A 20,069-nucleotide genomic window follows, 5' to 3' on the forward strand; every position below is an offset into this window, starting at 1 on the left:
AACCCCATTCAGTCTCAGTTAGTATGGAAGACTGATTCAAAAATTGCAATCAAGTATAACCAAATTATCAGACAGGATAATCCATGAAATCCACCCCAAAAAACCCGCAAACATCCCACATAATATTAGGCATCGAAACCTCGTGCGACGAAACCGGACTAGCACTATACGATACACGAAAAGGACTTTTAGCAGAAGCCCTATCATCACAGATTGACATACATGCTAAGTATGGTGGAGTAGTACCAGAAATTGCATCACGAGATCATGCAAATAAAATCACATCATTATTCGACAGCATGTTTATGGCACCAAATATTTCTTTCAAAGATATATCCATGATAGCTTACACCCGCGGTCCTGGACTAGCCGGCTCTTTAATGGTTGGAGCTGCATTCGCTCAGGGTTTGTCCTGGGCCAATGAAACCCCTCTGATGGGAATACATCATCTAGAAGCCCATCTCCTGAGCCCCATGATCAATAACACATCTCTGTCCTTTCCATACCTAGGGGTACTGATTTCTGGGGGGCATACCCAACTCTTCTCCGTAATCAGTCTTGGTAAGTATGACCTACTTGGTGAAACACAAGACGACGCTATAGGAGAGGCTTTTGATAAAACAGCTAAATTACTTGGATTGGGCTACCCCGGAGGACCGGCAATAAGCACCTTATCAAAAGAATTCACAGCATCAGTGCATCAAGAAATACAGTTACCACGTCCTATGATACACAGCTCTAACCTCAACATGAGTTTCAGTGGCATTAAAACTGCCGTAAGATTAGTAGTACAGAAACTACCACAACCCATTACAAAAGATCACAAAATATCCATCGCTTATTCATTTGAAAAAGCTTGTGTGGAAACAATTATAGAAAAAATAAGAAAAGCCTGTGACCAAACCGGTCTCAAAAAATTTGCGGTTACCGGAGGAGTAAGCGCAAATCTCACCCTACGAAATAAAGCTAAAGACATGGCTGAAAAAAATGACTTGCAGTATTTCTTCCCTGAAAACCGCCTTTGCACAGACAACGGAATCATGATTGCCCACGCAGCAGCACAGTACATGAAAATCGGCACAGAGTGGAATCGATGTTCAATTGCCAAACAACCACTAGTACTACCAAGATGGCCCCTAGCAACCACAAATCCGTGAACTATCAACAAGCAGACTCACTCTGTTGCTTTCTATCGCCAAAATTTTCCACATCACCATCAAAACCACGCTTAGCAACATCATCGAGCTTTGGCTTTTTATCTTTTGTCATTTCACTATACATAGTATAGCAATTACACCCTGATTGCTTAGATTTGTACATAGCCTCATCTGCAACCCCAACCAAAACTTCCGCAGTGCTTCCATCTCTCGGGTACAAACTTACTCCAACACTGGCGTATATCTGCACATGCTGCCCACTGATCATGAGCGGTTCACCGACAGAATCAACAACTTTTTGAGCAACATCCTTAACATGGTCAACATTCAGTATGCTAGGTAGTAGAATAATAAACTCGTCACCGCCTAAACGAGCCACAGTATCGGAAGCACGCAGAACAGAACGAAGACGATACGCTGTCATCTCTAGAACACGATCACCAACACTATGTCCTAGAGTATCATTGACAAGCTTAAAACGATCTAAATCAAGCATTAAAACAGCCAACTCACCATCATAGCGATCAAATTGACGAATTGCTTGTTGCAGGCGATCCGTAAATAAGCGCCGGTTAGGCAATCCAGTCAGCTCATCATGCATTGCAAGATATAACATGTGATCTTCTATTTCTTTACTGGGAGTAATATCAGTCGCCATTCCCGCAATACCCATCAAAGCGCCATCCAAAGACCTAATTGGGGACAAACTTAACTTAATTAACTTTACATCCCCATCCGGGTGAAGCATATTTACTTCTTGTTCAAACATTGTTCCTAATTCAATTACTTTAGTTAACACATTCTCGTCAAAGGAGTTTTCACCATCGTGATTAATAATATCTCCGACATATGATCCAATCAAATCATCCGAATATCTCCCCAAAACTCTCATTGAACCCCGCGGGTTGGCATAGGCAAAACAAAAGTCGTTATCCAGATAAAATACCAAATCCTTGGAGGCCTCAACCAACCCCTGATACATAGCTTGCTGTTTACGAACACGATCTTCAACAATCATCCTCTCTGTCAAATCGGATATAATCCAAACAATCCCCTCTTCCTCCTTTGCACCTAAATCCTTAATTGGACTACAAACTACCCCCACCCAAAAATTCCTACCATCAGAATAAACAGCCTCTACCTCCATTGTTTCTTGATTGGAACGCCTATCGTCGGAAAATTTAATCATAGCCGAATAGAGTTTATGTAGAACATCTGAATCCAGAAATAACTTATCGATATTTTTTCCTATTATCTCCGACATTTCATAACCAAACATTCTTGAAACATAATCATTGGCATTTACTATTATTCCTTTTCTGGAAACAATAATCCCGTTTGGAGCCGCATCAAAAATAGATTTTTGCCTTTCAAACAACGCCTTGTTTTCGTAAAATACACGCATTCCCTTTGCTACCACTTTATATTGCCTAAGGTAATACACAGCCAAAATTGGAACCATGATTATGCTCATAACACCCAAAGCTCTAACAGCTTTGTCGGGATGAAAAATTTGGGCTATGCCTATAGGCAAAACTACACTGGGCATATAGAAGAAAAAACCCATTGCAGTATACAAAAGAGTGAATGCCGTACCCATAGCCAAAACGGCACTTATAGAGGTGTACATCATTTGCCAAGAAATAGGTAATATGGCTGAAAATTTCACCAACCCCAAACTGATCGCTAGAGCACTGACCATGCCAACTACAGAATGCACAACTTCAAAACGTTGCAAATTACTCTCCAAAGTGCATCGTTTTAAGGAAATAGCGACAAAAACCCTAGCAGTTGCCAACAAAATAGCCAACACCACCCATGAAAGAACCGAAATTTTGTGATTACTCTCCAGCATTGGTATGCACATACCTATAATCAAAGGTACTGTAATAAACCAAGACGTAGAAACAAGTTGACCTGTTTGCAACAAACGGTCCAAATAAACCATCCTGTCAACATAGGAAATATTAGACTGAGAATGCATATAGACACACAATAAATAAATGGTTTAATTTCTACGATGAGTAAACAATAACTGATGGAATGGTACTACATGCTTGGAAAATCACTGATCCCACCCCTATAATAATAATGACAAAGACAGCATATAGTGATGACTGTTGAATCAAAACATTGTGTCACTATCTATACGTTAAAATGCCATATGAAAACAATAAATTAGTCACGTTATCAATGTATGTAATGCTGTTTTAGTGTCAGAGTGATATGATTGACCGCTTAAGAAAAAACACCTTTAGGAAACAGAAAGATCGGGATCTAATGATAACCTGTAATTGTTATTCTTTTGATGACTGTGCGGCGGCGGGGGAAGATTCTCAAGAAGCTAGCCATGATGACAGCTGCTATGTGGAACAAGAAACACAGTCCCTTTGGGCAAGTAATGGGAAAACTTATCCTATAGAAGCAAATGTGGTAGTCAAAAATGAAAACCCCAAAAAAGAAAGCGACTCCGCAAATATCGGAGATGCTGTGCGGCAATTCAGTTTGTCATGGCTCCGAAAAATTACTCTCTCCCATTATAGGGTTTATCACGGAGCTGCGATTATAGGATCACACACCTCTACAACATGCTCTATAGAACCATCTACTAAAGCCATCGAAAAACTCCGTTCACTGTGTCATAAAGAAGGATCTTTCCTTAACCACTCATCCCCGAAATCAATACTGCTAAGTGCGATAAAAAACTTGGTAGTTTCTTCAAGTGATAGTTTTAGCGAGAAATATCTATGCGACGAAATCTCGTTAGAATTACTCCCCAGAAAGGTTGAAAAAGTATTAACCCTGGTAAGAGAGATACCCTCAGAGCACCTGGAAGATGAAAGTATAGTTGTAGAAACTGCTAAAAAGTGCCTATCCATTTTGCAGAAGGGAAGACACTATGCCGATGATGAAAGTGATGAACAAGAAAGTTTCAGAAAAAAACTGGAAATCTTGGAATCAATGGTAAAACTCTATATGCAGGAAGAAATGCAGGATGGCCAAGGTAACCCTAAATCCGTTGCAGAAAAACTGGAAAGTTTAGACTGCATAATGCAAGAGTACATGGATAGGATGGTACATAAACACAGTAAACACAGGCTTGGAAAGCAAACCTTACAATCAATAATATTGGAACATATAAGCAGAGAGAGAGCACGCGCATGCCAGGATAAACCGATAGTCGTTATGGAAGAAAAACAGGAGAACTTAGCCCCACCGGTAGAATCAGAATCATTTATGCACAAATACATGGGGAAACAAGAGCAAGAAAAAAGTAAAAGCAGTAATGAAAGTACCGATTGCGATGCAATTTCCATTCAAAAGATGTGCCCCTTCCCGCCATATGAAGATAAAACAGACAGCAAAGAGAGGTTATTAGGAGACAAATATTGTGATACTTTCTCGTTTTCAGAAGTATCTGAGCACTACCCATCACACAAAATGAATCTACTTAAAAAAGCAAGAAAGCTAATGTGCCCAAACTTTGAGACAGGCGCCATACTCATGGTTATCATCGTGATAGCCATCCTATCCGCCGCATTCATAGCATTTACCATAAGGTTTGTAATTGAAAAGTAGCCAATCATCCTGGAATGCACTGCTCCATCTCGTATTTCTTCACAACAGCGCCCAGGGCCGCCAGTTTTTCTGGCATAGATTCGTACCCCCGCTCAATAAAATCCGCTCTTTGAATAGTACTAGTACCTTCTGCACACATAGCAGCAATAACAAGTGCCGCTGCTGCACGAAGATCAGGAGCATTAACAATACTTCCTCTCAACAAGTACCCCCCATTAATACAAGCAGTATCCCCTTCAATAGATACACGACAACCGAAACGCCGCAACTCTGGAACATGGATGAACCGACCCTCAAAAATTTTCTCTGTCACACGAGAAAAACCAGAAGCAACTGTATTCACAACCATGAACGGTGCCTGCAAATCCGTAGGAAAGCCAGGATACGGTGCTGTTACAATATCGACACCAGAAAGTTTCATAGAGGACTTCATGTAGATAGTACTCTCATCATAAACTTTAACTACACAACCCGCCGCACGAAAAGCATCAAGTACATCATTTGAAAGGTATGGACAAGCATCTCTTAGCACCAACTCCCCACGGGTAGCCGCAACAGCACACAAATAGGTTCCTGCCTCAATTCTATCTGGCATAACTTTGTACTCCACACCGGATAGTGATGAAACCCCTTTAATGCGAATCGTAGGAGTGCCTGCACCTTCTATGTCAGCACCCATTTGATTAAGGCATTTAGCTAAATCAACAATCTCAGGTTCACAAGCTGCCCTATTTAAAACAGTTACCCCATCGGCCAAAACTGCAGCCATCATCAAATTCTCTGTTCCCGTAACTGTCACACAATCAAATACAACATAGGAACCAGACAATTTGGTGCATGAACCCAATATACTATCGCCCAAGTGATCAAAAATCACCCCCATTCGAGACAAAGCTTTCAGATGCTGATCAATTGGACGCTGACCAATAGCACACCCACCTGGCTCGAGAAACTCCACGCGACCTAGACGAGCTAAAATAGGACCTATGACCAAAATAGAAGCACGCATGTCACGAACCAAAGAAAGGGGAACAACACAGCTAGTCAGTTCTTTAGCGGACAAACTCAACGAATGAGCCGACTGCCACCTCACATCAACACCCAAGGCACGCAAGAGAGCTATCATTGTCTCAACATCCCTCAATCGAGGAACACCATGAAAAACAACGGAAGATGACGTTAGCAAACAAGAACTAAGCAGTGGAAGAATCGCATTCTTAGAACCAGAAACATCAATCTCGCCCTTTAAATTCACTCCACCTTTCACGCAAAAACAGCTCATTTAGCACTTCTCTCCCACTCTAACGGCGTAAAGGTTCTCAAAGAAAGGGCATGAATAACATCTGCTGCAATACGATCACCTAGACCAACCATGACCAAGCGGTGACGACGAAGCAAGGTCAATCCATCAAATCGCTTGCTCACAACTACAGCAGAAAAATGACGACCATCAGCACCATCAACAGTCACAAAAGAATCTTCATCTTCCAAAACTTGCATTATACAAGAGCGAACATCCTCAGGAGTCATAAAAAAATCCTATTCCCTCAGACGGTAACCAGACGCCAAGATACAGTAATTGAAAATAGAGATGCAAACAAAAATAACCAAAAGAACAACGAAACCACGGTGAGGATCGCAGTCAGAATCACCTAAAAAACCAAATCTTACCCCATCAACCATGAAAAAAATAGGATTAGCCAACAAAAAACGCTGAAAAATGGATGGCAATTTTGAAAAAGGGAAAAACACCGCTGACAAAAAGGTCAGCGGAAATACGACAAAGCTATTGAAAAAAGCATGATGATCAAAATCCCTACCCCATATCCCCGCGGTAAGACCTAATCCACCCATAATGGCAGAACCCAAAAGAGAAAACCCTATGAGGTAAAATGGCTCTTTTATCGTTATACTAGAGAACATCATGGAAGATAACAAAACAAAAAGTCCTGCTATCAGTGCCCGAAAAACACTGGCTAAAACATAAGCAGAATAAAATCCCCACGGCCCTATCGGAGCCATCAACAAAAAGTGTAGATTTCCTGTTACTTTTGCTAATATCAAGCTAGTTGAAGAATTCATAAAAGAAGTTTGCAACATTGTCATAATAAACAATCCAGGGATGAGAAAATCTACGTACCCCCATCCTTGCCATGAGAAACTGCTGTAGGCATTAGTTTGAGAAAAAACAACTAAATATAAAACAGAGTTAAAAGCAGGAGATAAAACTGTTTGACCAAATACGCGAAAAAACCTCAAACATTCCTTATAAAATAGTGTACCTACTTTCATCATAATACATCCCTCATCGTGGGTTGCATAATCCGCACATACAAATCCTCCAAACTCATACGCCTAACTAGAAGATGATAAATCCCAAGAGGAACTAAATCTGTCAACATTGAGACCAGCTGATCATATTGGTCCAAAATCAAATGATAACGACCCTCTTCATGGTTTTTCAAAAAATGTTTCCACTGCTCAGGCAACAACACTCCATCTGGCAATAAAAACGATACAGACATCGATCCACCCTCATTAAGATCACCAAGGGAACCTACTTTAATTAACGAACCATTACGCATAAATGCCAATCGATCGCACAACAACTCTGCTTCAGCCAAATAATGTGTAGTCAAAACAATAGTATGGCCATCTTTATTAAGGCGCTTTATGAATTTCCACAATGACAACCGATGCTCTACATCAACCCCCGCGGTTGGCTCATCGAGCACAATAACAGGTGGACGATGAACAAGGGCCAACGCTACCATAACTCGGCGTTTCATCCCCCCAGACAAACGACCCATCATCTGTTTTTCTTTTTCAGACAAACCAAGCTCATACAATAGCTCATCGATCCAAGCACCATTAGATCTAACACCACACAAGCCACTCTGAAGCTCCAAAGCTTCACGAACCTTTAAAAAGGGATCGTAAACTAATTCCTGCGGCACAACACCCAACAACCAACGAGTATCAACAGAGGAAACACTAACCAAACGTCCATCAATTTTAATAGTTCCAGAAGAAGGTTTAACTAATCCCGCCATAAGGCTAATCATGGTTGTTTTACCAGCACCATTAGGACCCAACAACCCAAAAACCTCAGATCTACGTATAGAAAACGTAACATCATTCAAGGCACAAAATAAACCGTAAAATTTGGTTAGATTATTAACTTCCAATATTGTAGAATCAGTCATACGGTGACGTTCTTATGATGGGTAGAAGCTTTATCGAAAAGAAGAGCGCGGACGCCGTACAAATCCGACAGTGAAAGCAGCTCATCAGAAAAATTGCAAAATTCGACGTCGCGCTGTCGCCGACATGAGAGCAAAAACAGCAATACCAAAGAGTCCCACACCAGTAATCCTCCGCCATCAACGCAGGAAAATTCTAGTGAAGAAACGCGCTCGGTGATGACAGACAATTCATGGGCAACGAGCTGCATGGTCCATTGTCCCTCTAGGAAAAGACAATCCTCCCTAAGATACCACACGTTCACTACCCTCCTTCTTAATTTGACGCAAAAACACCATAACTCCATCGAACCCTTTTGTTTGATAAACAGACTCCAATTGCTGGCGATAACTGGAAATCAAACTTATACCTGATACCGAAACATCATATATCATCCACCTACCATCAATACGCAAAAGGTAATAATCAACCCTTGTGGCATGATCAGGCTGTCCGTCACTAACAGACGTACGAACAATAGACTGACGATCATTAGTATCGGAACTAACAACAGAAGATTTGAATCCTAAAAATCTCGACAACCCAGCTGAATAATTTTGAAACAACAGCCCCCGAAATTCATCTATCAATTTGCGCCTTTGATCTATGGTCAACCCTCCCCAATTGCGACCAAAAGCCAACGCTGTCATGCGCGAAAAATCAAAATACCTAGCAGAAACTTCCAGGCCGTGATCAACCACTTCACGCTGCAAAGACCTATCGACCTTACTTTTTTTCAACAAAGTAAGAAAACGATCCGAAAGGCACTCTATAAGCAACGCAGGAGTTTTAGCAGACTGTCCACCATCTTCATCCTGACAATGAGACAACTCCGACCACAGCATCGAATTTTCGGAAGATGGCTTATTTGCTAAAACAACTCCCTTTTTGACTTCCTTAACACCCTTCTTGTCCAGATCAGAAAAAGAACCAGCAGTTCTGGCAAAAACATCTGATACCAGCAGCAACAGTAAGGACACCAAACACAAACCGCACAGCCTTCTTAAAATCATTACTCATCCTTTCTTGTTTTGCAACTGAATTATTTTAGTGGATCTTTCATAATTTCATCCAACTCCAACTGTGACAAAACATTTTTGTAAAAATCACCGTCAGTCATCAGATACACACGTCGCTGCCAATATGCAGAACGAATAAAAGTATACCTATCTATTATTGATGAAAGCACCAATGATTCCACGGAAACTAAATTGGATAAATTATTTACACCCCATAAAAATAAAAGAAAAAATCTACCAGGAAGATACAACACCGGATCCCATACTTGATCAACCAAGGATCCTATGCCTGAACGCATGGTAGCTGGACCGATAATAGGTAAAAACAAGTAAGGACCAGGAGAAAAACCCCATCGCGCTAACGTCAAACCAAAATCCTGGTAATTTTTTGACCACCCCAACACACCAGCAGCATCTCCCAACCCAAACACTCCAAAAAAAGTGTTGAGCAGCACACGAATAAAATCAGAAAAAAACTTTCCTAATCTTGCCTGTAAAAGATCATTAACAACAGTTCTAACATCATTTACATTTTCGAAAAAATTGTTTACTACTAGCGGCACAAAAGAAGGTAATTTTTTAACATACGCTATCGATAATGGACGCGCAATCTCATCATTAATCTTGCAACTAGACCTATAATTTTTTCTATTATAATTCTCCCATGGATCCATCAAAACGTACCCTCTCCTGACAACAGCAACAGAATCTCCATTAACCGGTTTGTCAGAGAAAGGAGCAGAAAAAGACACTCTACTACCCAGCAGCGCTGCCACCAGGTACCACAGAAATAAAGTTTTCGTAATATGTAACATTTACTTGTTTAAGTGATTAACTAGGAACTGTGATAACACTTTTTCTAGAAACCAAGCTGATTGAGTATGAAAAATCCTATCACCATCTTTCAGGAAATTGGAATCTAAACCAGCTTCTAACCCTATGAATTGAACCCCCAGCAGACCAGTAGTCAAAATCGATGCCGTTGAATCTATGGGGAAATGGTAAAAATCACTGATATGCATGCGAACAACAGCCTGGTAAGTCTTAGGGTCTAGATCAATGTCAACAACCCTACCAACCAAAACACCGCTACTCTTTACTGGCGATCCTACGCTCAGTTGCCCAACATTTTGAAAAACTGCCGTTACCTCATAATATTTTTCCCGCTCCCAAAAAGAAACACCCCTAGTAGCCATAGCAGAAATGAAAAAAAGCCCAACAAATGCCAGCAAGAAAAAGAAACCAACGGTCAAATCATAACGACGGTATTCCATAAGAAATCACCCCCTCTGATCTTCTTGTGATTTTGAGACTACATAATCCAATCATCAAATTGAAAACATAAATGAAGTCATCATAAAATCTAAAATGAAAATAAGTAGTGAACTCATCACAACTGTTTGTGTTGTAGCCCTAGACATACCAACAACAGTTGGCGGACAAACATATCCCAAAAATAGGGATATCCAAGTCACCACAATACCAAAAACAAAACTCTTCAATATGCCGTTGCCAACATCCTTCATAAATAGCAAAGAATTAGTAATATTCAGCCAAAAAACCCCTGAATCTATATGGAACCAAGAAACTGAAACAATATAACACCCTAAAATACCAACAACCGAAAACAAAACTGCCAACATTGGAACAACTAAAACAGAAGATGCGAACCGAACAAAAAAAATCTTCTCCCAAATATTAATTCCCATCGCTGATAGGGCCTTAATTTCCTCACGAGACCTCATCATACTAATAGATGCCGTCAAGGCAGACCCGGTACGAGCTGCATACAAAAGTGCCGTCACCACAGGCCCCAATTCTCGAACCAATGACAATGCCACTAAATAGCCCACACTTTCAACAGCACCATAGTAGCTTAGAGCATAGTACATCTGTAGGGCCAAAACCATTCCAACAAAAAAACCAGATAGAAAAATTATTGGTAACGACAAAACCCCACAAAAATGTATCTGCTCCATCCAACTACGCAAATACATCAAACTTGACTGCTCTAGAATGGCCCATAAAAAACGAACGCTCTGGCCTAATATGGCTGGTTTTCCAGCCCATTTCATGATCATCCTAGAACAATATGCAGATATCATGAAATCCTCAAGTTTTCTGCCAACGTCAAATCACTTAATGGAACGGATTTAGATGGTGATTTGTCAAATTTACCACTTATAAAATTTTTAACCATCTCATTTTCACTAGAGAACATATCCTCCGAAGACCCATCAAAAACCAAGGAACCTCCCATCAGAAGAAAAATCCTGTCAAATATGCGGATAGACTCTCCGATATTGTGAGTAATCACCATTGTTGCTGAACGAAAAATATCAGTTACGGAACGAATAAGATTGGCGGTAGTACGAACGGACACAGGATCCAAGCCAGAAAAAGGTTCATCACAAAGCAAAACACGCGGATCGAGCGCAACAGCACGGGCCAGAGCCACCCTACGCGCCATGCCCCCAGATAGCTCAGCAGGAAATAGCTGAGCCGCTGATCTCAATCCAACTGCCTCTAATTTCATCCAAGTCAAATCACGAACGGCATCTTCTGGCAAAAAAGTTAACTCACGAAGAGGAAAAGCTACATTATCAAACACAGATAAATCACCAAACAAAGCACCCGTTTGAAATAGTATCCCCATCTGGCGACGGATACCAAATAATTCACCTGTAGTACAAATATTTAAGTTGCGATGGCAAATTTCAACAACACCCTTCGTTGGAAACAACAACCCAGAGACCAGCTCCAGAAGAGTTGTTTTACCACATCCACTGTGCCCCATAACAGCAACAAGCTCACCAGCCCCAACAGAAAAGCCTATATCGGACAAAACTTTTGTTTGACCACGGAAAAAATCTACACCTGATAAATATATAGCTCTGTAGGAGAAAGCACGCATGAAATCATCTCCTTCCCTCGTTCAGAGTTTTTATTAACAGGTTTCTGTGCATTTTATCCACAAAAGGTATTATTATACACGCGACGCAGGAAAAATATTACCATACCATAACCCTATAATTATGTACTTTCATCCTGAAAAAACAATGATATCCTTGATGCTGAGTCGCCGACATAAGCCCCCACACGTTCTCCTACACGTCTTATCATCTATAGCAAGCGCTACCCAAGCTCTGCTACTAGTCTGCTTTAATGACCTTGACAAAGTCTCAGTGTCAGTAAAAAGCACGTCAGAAGGACTTTTTGTGCTATCTGTTACTAACACGATAATTGCTTTGATAATATATTGGCAGAAAAAATCAGTTTCCTCCCCCAATCAGGTAATAGCCCTACTGATCCTATGGTCAACCCCACTAGTACCCATATGCAGCAACCAAATGTCATTTATCCATCTCACATTTTCGGTACCATGGGCCATGCTATTCGTAACCTATAGCAGTTTATTCCATAATTTTCGCAACAAAATTGCATGGTTGTGGGCGTACACCCTATCGCTAGTAGCTTTCATAAGCGCCTGGTACTTAAACTTACATGTTTCACCAAGCAGCACAACCGCCACTATGATGTGGCAAAGCCCATATCAACAAAATCTAATTTTATTATTCTCCGTCTCTCTACTCATGTACTCAACACATGCAAAAAACCAAAACACTAAGTTGAAAAAAGTTATATCACAAGCATCCATTGAAATTGAAGAAAGACTAAAAACAGAAGAGATATTGCTGAATACCCTACCATTACGCGTCATATTGAGGTTAAAAAAGGGTGAGCAAATAATTGCTGATCGTTTCGGCCATGCAACAATTTTATTTGCTGATTTGGTGGGATTCACACAAATTGCACACAAAGTTGCGCCGTCTCAGTTATTTAGGATGATAAATAAAATCTTTCTCGAATTTGATAAAATCACTAACGAAAAGTACCTAGAGAAAATTAAAACAAACGGTGACTCGTACATGGTTGCCGGCGGAATATCTCCAGAAAGCCCCAATAATCCATCCTTGGCAGCAGTAGAATTAGCATTCAAAATGAAAACTATCATAGAGGAGCTATCCAGACAAAATCCACATAAACTTCAGCTACGAGTTGGAATAAGCACTGGACCCGTAGTAGCTGGGGTTCTTGGTTCGAGGAAATTTATATTCGATGTATGGGGAGATACGGTCAACATAGCTAGCCGGCTGAGTAATGAAGGAAATCCTCAGAGCATACTTGTCGACGAAACCACCTACAATCTTTGCCAAAGTCCTGATCTATTTGATGAACCTCAAGAGATTTGGTTAAAAGGAAAGGGAAAATGCTTGGCCTACCCCCTAAAATAGGCATTTTTACCACAGTATCGTAACAGAAAGACCACAGATGACCAATGAACTTAATTCACAGCAAAGAGAAGCAGTAGACTTTCTAGGAGGAGCGTTGCTGGTCATTGCTGGAGCCGGAAGTGGAAAAACACGAGTAATTGGGTACAAAATAAAACACTTGATAGACATTCAGTACTGCAACCCAAGCCAAATAGCCGCCATAACATTTACCAACAAATCCGCAAGAGAAATGCGGGAACGTTTGAATAAATTAGTTCCTTTGGGTACACGTACTGCTCCCATGATATCTACTTTCCATACTATGGGCCTACAAATTCTGCGCCATGAAGCGTCATTATTGGGACTAAAAAATCAGTTCTCCATCTTTGATAGCCATGATGCCATTGTGACATTACAGGATATAACATCCAATAACCGTCAAAGCCATTTGTCCAAAATTAAGAACAAAATATCAAACTGGAAAAACAATAATATTTTTCCTGATGAAGCACTTTTATCGGCTAAAACAGAAGAAGACACCCAAATTGCACTAATATATGAACGTTACCAAAAAGCTCTAAGAGGGTATCAAGCAGTTGATTTTGATGATCTAATTACCCTTCCATTAAAACTTTTCGAAAATTATCCAGAACGTCTACGATTTTGGCAGAACCGCATTCGTTATTTTCTAGTAGACGAATATCAAGATACCAACTTAGTGCAGTACCAACTAATTAAAAAATTAAGTTACCCAAAAGGGGATTGCACATTCGTTGGAGATGATGATCAGGCGATATATGCATGGCGCGGGGCAACACGCGACAATATCAAACTACTACAACAAGATTACCCTCAACTTAAAATAGTTCGATTGGAACAAAATTATCGCTCAACTAATTCTGTACTGAAAGCAGCAAACAACCTAATCCAAAAAAATGGCACCATATTTGAAAAAACCTTGTGGTCACAACTAGGGGAAGGAAAACCCATCACGCTTACTTCTCACAGAACAGAGGAACTAGAAGCAAAACAAACGATAGAGAATATCATACAGCATCAACTATCAACCAATAGCAACTGGTCACAATACGCTATCCTTTATCGCAGCAACTATCAATCGCGACTATTTGAAAACTATCTGCAACAAAATGGCATTGCATATAATCTCTCTGGGGGACAATCATTCTTCGATCGAACAGAAATCAAAGACATTCTTTCCTATCTACGTCTTATGGTAAACAACGACAACGATGTTTCATTTATACGTGCAGCCACAAAGCCACGAAGAGGAATAGGACCGACGACGCTTGAGAAATTGAGCCAATATGCTTCAGAACGACAAATAAGTCTCTTCGAGGCTGTATTTGAGACTGGACTTACATTTCACTTAAACGAAAAAGCAGTTGAAACACTGAAACTATTTGGTAATTTCATCAATGACCTTGAATTTCGCGCTCAATCTGAACCGGCTGGTACCATAGTACGTGAAATTATAGATAGTATTCGTTACGAAGATTACCTATTAGAGCATCTCAATGAAAGAGATGCTGCAAAAAGATGGGAAAACATCAAAAGCTTTTGTGAATTCATAGAGAGACAACAAAACAAAGATGATCGCAACCTGTCCACCATCACACAAAATATTACTCTTATGAACATAATTTCCCAAAAAAATAGCTCAAAGGAAAAATTATTAGAGATGAGTACACTACATGCAGCAAAAGGACTGGAGTTCGACTATGTATTCATCGTTGGATGCAACGAAGGCGTAATACCTCACCAGGAATGCATTGACAACGATCTGCTAGATGAAGAACGTCGTCTCATGTACGTAGGAATAACAAGAGCTCGAAGGGAATTAACCATAAGCTTTACCGAAAAAAGACGGGTAGGCGGTGAATCAGTAGAAAGCACGCCATCAAGATTCATAGAAGAAATGGGACTAAACACAAAAGAAACGTCGAACAACCAAATTCCATCAAATGAGGAAAAACAACAGTACTTAAAAAGAATGCGCAGTTCAGGCTCTCAGAAAAAAAAGGTTGTTTGTACTACTTCAGATCCATACCACTAGATTTAAGCATGTAGTCAACCGCAGCCTTAACTTCTTCATCTGTAATAGAGGCTCCACCTCTGGGAGGCATAACCCCGTATCCATTTATTGCATGGGCATAAAGCTCAGAAAGCGGCCGCTTATGCTTCTCCCAATCTGCCTTTTGTCCAAACCGTGGCGCCCCCGCAACACCAGCAGCATGGCACACCATACACACCTTCTGATAGACTTGCTGCCCAGTCATAGAAGAAAAGCAAACGGCACAGTGGAATAAACCGGCATAAAACAACACTCTTAGTAAATGTATCATAGAGGCTTTCCTGTAGCTTTAGTCCCAGAACTAGTATCAGATACATTATCTGCAACTACCTTAACTTTTCCCACTGGCTCGATACGCTGCTTAGTCCCCTCAATAATCCCTGGTTTATCCATCATATGATCTGACAACGCAAGAATGGAAAATCGTGCGGCCAAAATACAAAAAAGTACGGGAATAACAAAACTCAAAACCGTAGCAATAATTATCTTAGCAGGCTTTACTTTCTTCGCAGACACTAAGATTCTCCTTTTTCTAGTAACATCCCAACGAAACCGCCGTATAATATCATATAGACGTGCTTTGTATGTTTCTATATCCTCAACCACCTCGATTTTATAAAGAACTGCGCCTGTAGCTCAGCGGATAGAGCGTTGGCCTCCGAAGCCAAAGGTCGTGGGTTCAATTCCCGCCAGGCGCGCCAAAAACTTTAACCATATCAACTTTTCTCAAGGTTAACACTATGGTCAGAACACGATTCGCACCCAGCCCAACTGGGTTGCTTCATTTGGGCGGCATCAGAACCGCCCTTTATGCTTGGGCTTTTGCCCGTCATCACAAAGGAAAATTTATACTACGAATAGAGGATACTGACACATCCCGTTCTAGTGCTGAAGCAACCCAAGTAATACTAAACAGCTTAGAATGGTTGGAAATTGACTACGACGAGGGCCCTTACTATCAGATGAAGCGACTAGACCGTTACAAAGATGTTGTTGCAACTCTTTTAGAAAATGGTCAAGCCTATCACTGCTACATGACTACAGAGGAACTAGATTCATTGCGGGATCAACAACGACAAAACAACCAAAAACCTCGTTACGATGGCCGTTGGAGACCAGAAAACAGGGCAAAACTTGGACTAACCGTTCCAACAGGTTACCAGCCGGTTATACGCTTCCGTAATCCAGACACATCCTCAGTTCAGTGGAACGACATAATAAAGGGAAGCATATCTATCAGCAATGAAGAACTTGATGATTTCGTAATAGTACGACAAGACGGCACACCAACCTACAATTTTTGCGTTGTAGTTGATGACTATGATATGGAAATAACACACGTCATCAGAGGAGACGATCACATAAACAATACCCCTAAGCAAATTAACCTTCTTTGCGCTCTGGGTGCTCCCATACCGCAGTATGCACATTTATCGACCATAAGAACAAAAACTGGACAAAAACTATCCAAACGCTTTGGTGCTACTTCAGTCCTGCAATACCGTGATGACGGTTATCTCCCTGCGGCAATCATTAACTACCTATCAAGATTAGGCTGGTCTCACGGTGATGATGAGATATTCAGCAGAGAACAATTCATTGAATGGTTCGATCTATCTCATGTATCTGGAGTTCCTGCACAATTCGATCCTGAGAAACTTATGTGGCTTAACAAGCACTACCTACACCATACTGAAACGCCCAAACTCGTAGACACCATTGGTATGTTCTTGTCGAGATTTAATATAAATACCAATGATTCGATAAATATAAATACATTGGTAGAAATCAACAAATCCAGATCTCAAACGATTGTTGATTTAGCAGAACAAATAGCTTGTTACTATTCTCCTCGTCCACTTGAGGAAGATAATTTATCCATTATCCACAGCAAAAAAACACAAGACATACTGCTTACCCTAGATAAACAACTAGATTCAATCCCTTGGCAAAGGGAAGAACTAAAAGAGCTGATTAAAAGGATAGCTCAAGATAGCCAATTAAAGCTATCAGATGTAGCTATACCACTACGACTTTGCCTCCTGGGAACGACTCAATCGGCATCATTTGAACAGGTATTAAACGTCTTAGGGCGAAACATCTCTCAGCAAAGAATAAGAAAACATTTGCTCTAGAATTAAGCATCTATGTGGTAGAATGTTAATTTTTCGGGCTCTTGATTCGTAACCATGTTGAATCCGTTAAAACTAGCGGTGGTGCCACTGCTACACAAAGCACTGCTTGCCGCTTACCCTCAATGTAGTGTGTCCAATATCATATTAGACCGCCCAAAAGATCCATCATGGGGAGATATTAGTTCTAACATTGCCTTACAATTAGCAAAACAACTCAAACAACCACCTAAGACCATAGCAAAAAATATTGTCAATTACCTGGTAGACAATGTCCTTATTGCTTCCGTATCCGTAGCTGAAAACGGGTTTATCAATTTTAAGCTGTCCTCTTCTGCATTTATGGATTTTCTAGAAATCATAGACAATAAAAAAGATTCCTACGGATGCGTTGAGGATAAAAAAGGAAAAGTTATAGTTGAATTTGTATCCGCTAATCCTACAGGGCCTCTCCACGTTGGCCATGGCAGACAAGGGGCCATAGGGGACGTTCTATCCAACTTAATGAAAAATCAAGGCTGGGAAATTCATCGCGAATTTTATTATAATGATGCCGGAAATCAAATAGATAAATTAGCTATATCTGTACAAGCACGAATCAAGGGATTTTCTCCCGAAGACACTAATTGGCCCAATGATGGATACCAAGGTGACTACATAATTGATATTGCTAGTAATTACATGAATCGCCAGTGCATAGAAGTGGATGGCATCACAGTAGAAGGCAAAGCGGACCCTGATGATATTGAGGCTATTTGCAATTTTGCGGTTTCTTTCCTCAGAAAAGAACAAAATGCGGATCTGGACCTGTTTGACATAGTATTTGATCAATTCTATCTGGAATCTTCGCTTTACAAAGAGGGAACAGTAAACTTAGTCGTAAACAGGCTAATGGAACAGAATAAGACATACGAACACGAAAACGCATTGTGGCTAAAAACCACTGAGTACGGTGACAGCAAGGACAGAGTTATGCGTAAGACTGACGGGTCTTTTACTTACTTTGTTCCTGACGTAGCTTACCACTTGAAAAAATGGAAAAGAGGATTCAAAAAAGCCATAAATATTCAAGGCACAGATCACCATGGAACGATGATCAGGGTACGCGCTGGACTACAAGGTCTTGGTTACGACATACCCGAAGATTATCCAACTTATTTAATGCACAGTATGGTAAAAGTTTTCCGTGATAGCAAAGAAGTGAAAATATCGAAGAGAGCTGGAAGCTACGTTACGCTCAGAGACCTTATAAAGTGGGTAGGAAAAGATGCCGTTAGATTTTTTCTAGTATCTCGTAAACCAGATTCTGAGTTACTGTTTGATATTGATTTAGCACTAAAGAAAAGTGAAGATAACCCTGTATTCTACGTTCAGTACGCCCATGCAAGGGCTCACTCGATCCTTAACCAAGCTCATAAAGTGGGAGTTTCAACATGTAATCTCAGTGGAGCAGAACTACCTGAACTCAGCATGCAAGCATGTCTTCTCATAAATCAGCTAGCAGAATTTCCAGATATGTTAAAAAAATGCGTAGACGAGTTATCACCGCACTTGCTGCCAAATTACCTAAGAAATTTGGCAGCAACATTCCATGGTTTTTATAATGCGGAACGTGTCCTCGTGAAAGATAGTATTATGCGTGCAATTCGCATGCGCATGGTAATAGCAACCAAGCAGGTTTTGAAAATAGGGTTTACAATGCTAGGCATTAGTGCACCTGAACAAATGTGATAGAGATGAAACACCGGCACTGCAGAACCAAAATTAAATCCCATCGCGATACCTCTGAACACGGAGGTAAAACCATTGTGGCGCTTTTTATCGGCATATTGGTTGGGCTAGGTGTTGCCCTGACAGTTGCCCTATACATAAATTTTAGCCAACTTCCGTTTCTCACGAAAATTGTTGGCCATATAGTTGGTACAGAAAAAAAGGTAGACGAAAGAAGCTCGGCAAATCTTGTTCAAGGGGTAGACATTCTTGGGGGAAGAGCATTCCCATCTGAAGGTGCTGACTCAGATCCCGAATCAAATATCGGGGCACCGGTTGAGCATCTCAATTTTTATGAAAGCAACGCTAACAAAAAAAACCATCCCGCTCCTGAAAAAGAAACTGAAAACACGACCAAAGATAAAAATCAGGCTAAGGAAGAACAAATTTCAACTGAAAATGGCCACCATGAAATACATGTTTATAGACAAAAAGCGGGTAATCTTTATCACCTAGATAATAACAATGAACACCTGTTCTACGTATTGATCGAATCTTTTCGATCAATAGAAAAAGCAGATGCTGCTCGAGCTCATTTAGCACTAGCAGGAATTTCTGCGTCTATACACGGAGCAATAGACCCACAATCTCAAACTATAATCCATCAATTACGTATTGGGCCATTCAAATCACAGGAACAAGCTGCAGATGCACAAGAACAACTTCACTCACACAGCCTAGCGGGTGAAATAATAACAGACTAAAATATACAAATGCTTACCAATATACTACCACCCTGCACTGATTAACATTAATAAGATATACTGGTGACCCCCACGGCGATCACTAAAAATGGAGGATAC

The 20,069-nt window shown here is 40.6% G+C and carries 20 protein-coding genes and 1 tRNA gene; 8 read left to right on the plus strand and 13 right to left on the minus strand.

What is annotated here, in order from left to right; genetic code table 11:
• The first annotated feature begins 83 nt into the window (after window positions 1-83).
• Window positions 84-1,157: a tRNA (adenosine(37)-N6)-threonylcarbamoyltransferase complex transferase subunit TsaD gene (tsaD, locus tag Arg41_RS00800; protein WP_092342593.1), complete on the plus strand. Its 1,074-nt coding sequence runs from the start codon at window positions 84-86 to the stop codon at window positions 1,155-1,157.
• Window positions 1,158-1,161: 4 nt separating this feature from the next.
• Here the strand turns inward: tsaD and Arg41_RS00805 are convergent, their stop codons facing one another.
• Window positions 1,162-3,141: a diguanylate cyclase domain-containing protein gene (locus Arg41_RS00805; RefSeq protein WP_092342595.1), complete on the minus strand. Its 1,980-nt coding sequence runs from the start codon at window positions 3,139-3,141 to the stop codon at window positions 1,162-1,164.
• A 242-nt stretch (window positions 3,142-3,383) separates the two neighbouring features.
• Between Arg41_RS00805 and Arg41_RS00810 the strand changes: the two genes are divergently transcribed.
• A complete protein-coding gene (locus tag Arg41_RS00810; RefSeq protein WP_092486469.1) occupies window positions 3,384-4,736 on the plus strand; it encodes a hypothetical protein in 1,353 nt (450 codons plus the stop codon).
• Between the two features lie 4 nt (window positions 4,737-4,740).
• On the opposite strand, the gene murA is transcribed toward Arg41_RS00810, so the two are convergent.
• Genes murA through Arg41_RS00860 form a run of 10 tightly spaced genes read right to left on the minus strand, consistent with a single transcriptional unit; the run spans window position 4,741 to window position 11,912 of the window.
• A complete protein-coding gene (gene murA, locus Arg41_RS00815) occupies window positions 4,741-6,018 on the minus strand; it encodes a UDP-N-acetylglucosamine 1-carboxyvinyltransferase (protein WP_092342599.1) in 1,278 nt (425 codons plus the stop codon).
• Window positions 6,015-6,266, minus strand: a complete 252-nt coding sequence (locus Arg41_RS00820) for a BolA family protein (RefSeq protein ID WP_092342602.1) — start codon at window positions 6,264-6,266, stop codon at window positions 6,015-6,017. The genes murA and Arg41_RS00820 overlap by 4 nt, the downstream gene beginning before the upstream one ends.
• 9 nt (window positions 6,267-6,275) lie before the next feature.
• Window positions 6,276-7,031, minus strand: coding sequence for an ABC transporter permease (locus tag Arg41_RS00825; RefSeq protein WP_092342604.1), 756 nt, complete (start codon window positions 7,029-7,031; stop codon window positions 6,276-6,278).
• Window positions 7,028-7,942 (minus strand): ABC transporter ATP-binding protein, encoded by a 915-nt coding sequence (locus Arg41_RS00830; RefSeq protein WP_092342606.1) that lies wholly within the window; start codon window positions 7,940-7,942, stop codon window positions 7,028-7,030. The genes Arg41_RS00825 and Arg41_RS00830 overlap by 4 nt, the downstream gene beginning before the upstream one ends.
• Window positions 7,939-8,190, minus strand: coding sequence for a hypothetical protein (locus Arg41_RS00835; RefSeq protein ID WP_141663162.1), 252 nt, complete (start codon window positions 8,188-8,190; stop codon window positions 7,939-7,941). The genes Arg41_RS00830 and Arg41_RS00835 overlap by 4 nt, the downstream gene beginning before the upstream one ends.
• A gap of 34 nt (window positions 8,191-8,224) precedes the next feature.
• Window positions 8,225-8,992: an MlaC/ttg2D family ABC transporter substrate-binding protein gene (locus Arg41_RS00840; RefSeq protein WP_092342610.1), complete on the minus strand. Its 768-nt coding sequence runs from the start codon at window positions 8,990-8,992 to the stop codon at window positions 8,225-8,227.
• Between the two features lie 29 nt (window positions 8,993-9,021).
• Window positions 9,022-9,774: an MlaA family lipoprotein gene (locus Arg41_RS00845; protein WP_157722206.1), complete on the minus strand. Its 753-nt coding sequence runs from the start codon at window positions 9,772-9,774 to the stop codon at window positions 9,022-9,024.
• A 39-nt stretch (window positions 9,775-9,813) separates the two neighbouring features.
• Entirely contained in the window at window positions 9,814-10,272 is a 459-nt protein-coding gene (gene mlaD / locus Arg41_RS00850; RefSeq protein ID WP_092342614.1) for an outer membrane lipid asymmetry maintenance protein MlaD, read from the minus strand.
• Between the two features lie 54 nt (window positions 10,273-10,326).
• Complete coding sequence (locus Arg41_RS00855) at window positions 10,327-11,103, minus strand: MlaE family lipid ABC transporter permease subunit (RefSeq protein ID WP_242641361.1); 777 nt, start codon at window positions 11,101-11,103, stop codon at window positions 10,327-10,329.
• On the minus strand, window positions 11,100-11,912 hold the full coding sequence (locus Arg41_RS00860; protein ID WP_092490414.1) for an ABC transporter ATP-binding protein: 813 nt from the start codon (window positions 11,910-11,912) through the stop codon (window positions 11,100-11,102). The genes Arg41_RS00855 and Arg41_RS00860 overlap by 4 nt, the downstream gene beginning before the upstream one ends.
• A 121-nt stretch (window positions 11,913-12,033) precedes the next feature.
• Here Arg41_RS00860 and Arg41_RS00865 point away from each other — a divergent pair, with 121 nt between their 5' ends.
• Window positions 12,034-13,293: an adenylate/guanylate cyclase domain-containing protein gene (locus Arg41_RS00865; RefSeq protein ID WP_092342618.1), complete on the plus strand. Its 1,260-nt coding sequence runs from the start codon at window positions 12,034-12,036 to the stop codon at window positions 13,291-13,293.
• A gap of 37 nt (window positions 13,294-13,330) precedes the next feature.
• Window positions 13,331-15,346, plus strand: coding sequence for an ATP-dependent helicase (locus Arg41_RS00870; RefSeq protein ID WP_092342620.1), 2,016 nt, complete (start codon window positions 13,331-13,333; stop codon window positions 15,344-15,346).
• On the opposite strand, the gene Arg41_RS00875 is transcribed toward Arg41_RS00870, so the two are convergent.
• Together Arg41_RS00875 and Arg41_RS00880 are read right to left on the minus strand one after the other, a co-directional pair.
• Entirely contained in the window at window positions 15,324-15,635 is a 312-nt protein-coding gene (locus Arg41_RS00875; protein WP_092342622.1) for a c-type cytochrome, read from the minus strand. The genes Arg41_RS00870 and Arg41_RS00875 overlap by 23 nt on opposite strands.
• Window positions 15,632-15,970, minus strand: coding sequence for a hypothetical protein (locus Arg41_RS00880; RefSeq protein WP_092342624.1), 339 nt, complete (start codon window positions 15,968-15,970; stop codon window positions 15,632-15,634). Before Arg41_RS00880 ends, Arg41_RS00875 begins: the two co-directional genes overlap by 4 nt.
• A gap of 19 nt (window positions 15,971-15,989) precedes the next feature.
• Between Arg41_RS00880 and Arg41_RS00885 the strand changes: the two genes are divergently transcribed.
• The 4 genes from Arg41_RS00885 to Arg41_RS00900 all read left to right on the plus strand — a co-directional run bounded on the left by Arg41_RS00885 (window position 15,990) and on the right by Arg41_RS00900 (window position 19,970).
• A tRNA-Arg gene (locus tag Arg41_RS00885) sits at window positions 15,990-16,065 on the plus strand.
• A gap of 39 nt (window positions 16,066-16,104) precedes the next feature.
• On the plus strand, window positions 16,105-17,499 hold the full coding sequence (gltX, locus tag Arg41_RS00890; protein WP_092342626.1) for a glutamate--tRNA ligase: 1,395 nt from the start codon (window positions 16,105-16,107) through the stop codon (window positions 17,497-17,499).
• A gap of 54 nt (window positions 17,500-17,553) precedes the next feature.
• Window positions 17,554-19,227 (plus strand): arginine--tRNA ligase, encoded by a 1,674-nt coding sequence (gene argS, locus Arg41_RS00895; RefSeq protein WP_092342628.1) that lies wholly within the window; start codon window positions 17,554-17,556, stop codon window positions 19,225-19,227.
• A 5-nt stretch (window positions 19,228-19,232) separates the two neighbouring features.
• Window positions 19,233-19,970, plus strand: a complete 738-nt coding sequence (locus Arg41_RS00900; RefSeq protein WP_139057347.1) for an SPOR domain-containing protein — start codon at window positions 19,233-19,235, stop codon at window positions 19,968-19,970.
• Window positions 19,971-20,069 lie beyond the last annotated feature (99 nt).

The organism is Candidatus Ichthyocystis hellenicum (assembly GCF_001460935.1).
GTDB lineage: Bacteria > Pseudomonadota > Gammaproteobacteria > Burkholderiales > 2013Ark19i > Ichthyocystis > Ichthyocystis hellenicum.

Coding starts and splice junctions, on each gene's coding strand:
- tsaD (WP_092342593.1), top strand. CDS start 84: ATGAAATCCACCCCAAAAAACCCGCAAACATCCCACATAATATTAGGC.
- Arg41_RS00805 (WP_092342595.1), bottom strand. CDS start 3,141: ATGCATTCTCAGTCTAATATTTCCTATGTTGACAGGATGGTTTATTTG.
- Arg41_RS00810 (WP_092486469.1), top strand. CDS start 3,384: ATGATTGACCGCTTAAGAAAAAACACCTTTAGGAAACAGAAAGATCGG.
- murA (WP_092342599.1), bottom strand. CDS start 6,018: ATGAGCTGTTTTTGCGTGAAAGGTGGAGTGAATTTAAAGGGCGAGATT.
- Arg41_RS00820 (WP_092342602.1), bottom strand. CDS start 6,266: ATGACTCCTGAGGATGTTCGCTCTTGTATAATGCAAGTTTTGGAAGAT.
- Arg41_RS00825 (WP_092342604.1), bottom strand. CDS start 7,031: ATGATGAAAGTAGGTACACTATTTTATAAGGAATGTTTGAGGTTTTTT.
- Arg41_RS00830 (WP_092342606.1), bottom strand. CDS start 7,942: ATGACTGATTCTACAATATTGGAAGTTAATAATCTAACCAAATTTTAC.
- Arg41_RS00835 (WP_141663162.1), bottom strand. CDS start 8,190: ATGCAGCTCGTTGCCCATGAATTGTCTGTCATCACCGAGCGCGTTTCT.
- Arg41_RS00840 (WP_092342610.1), bottom strand. CDS start 8,992: ATGATTTTAAGAAGGCTGTGCGGTTTGTGTTTGGTGTCCTTACTGTTG.
- mlaD (WP_092342614.1), bottom strand. CDS start 10,272: ATGGAATACCGTCGTTATGATTTGACCGTTGGTTTCTTTTTCTTGCTG.
- Arg41_RS00855 (WP_242641361.1), bottom strand. CDS start 11,103: ATGATATCTGCATATTGTTCTAGGATGATCATGAAATGGGCTGGAAAA.
- Arg41_RS00860 (WP_092490414.1), bottom strand. CDS start 11,912: ATGCGTGCTTTCTCCTACAGAGCTATATATTTATCAGGTGTAGATTTT.
- Arg41_RS00865 (WP_092342618.1), top strand. CDS start 12,034: ATGTACTTTCATCCTGAAAAAACAATGATATCCTTGATGCTGAGTCGC.
- Arg41_RS00870 (WP_092342620.1), top strand. CDS start 13,331: ATGACCAATGAACTTAATTCACAGCAAAGAGAAGCAGTAGACTTTCTA.
- Arg41_RS00875 (WP_092342622.1), bottom strand. CDS start 15,635: ATGATACATTTACTAAGAGTGTTGTTTTATGCCGGTTTATTCCACTGT.
- gltX (WP_092342626.1), top strand. CDS start 16,105: ATGGTCAGAACACGATTCGCACCCAGCCCAACTGGGTTGCTTCATTTG.
- argS (WP_092342628.1), top strand. CDS start 17,554: ATGTTGAATCCGTTAAAACTAGCGGTGGTGCCACTGCTACACAAAGCA.
- Arg41_RS00900 (WP_139057347.1), top strand. CDS start 19,233: ATGAAACACCGGCACTGCAGAACCAAAATTAAATCCCATCGCGATACC.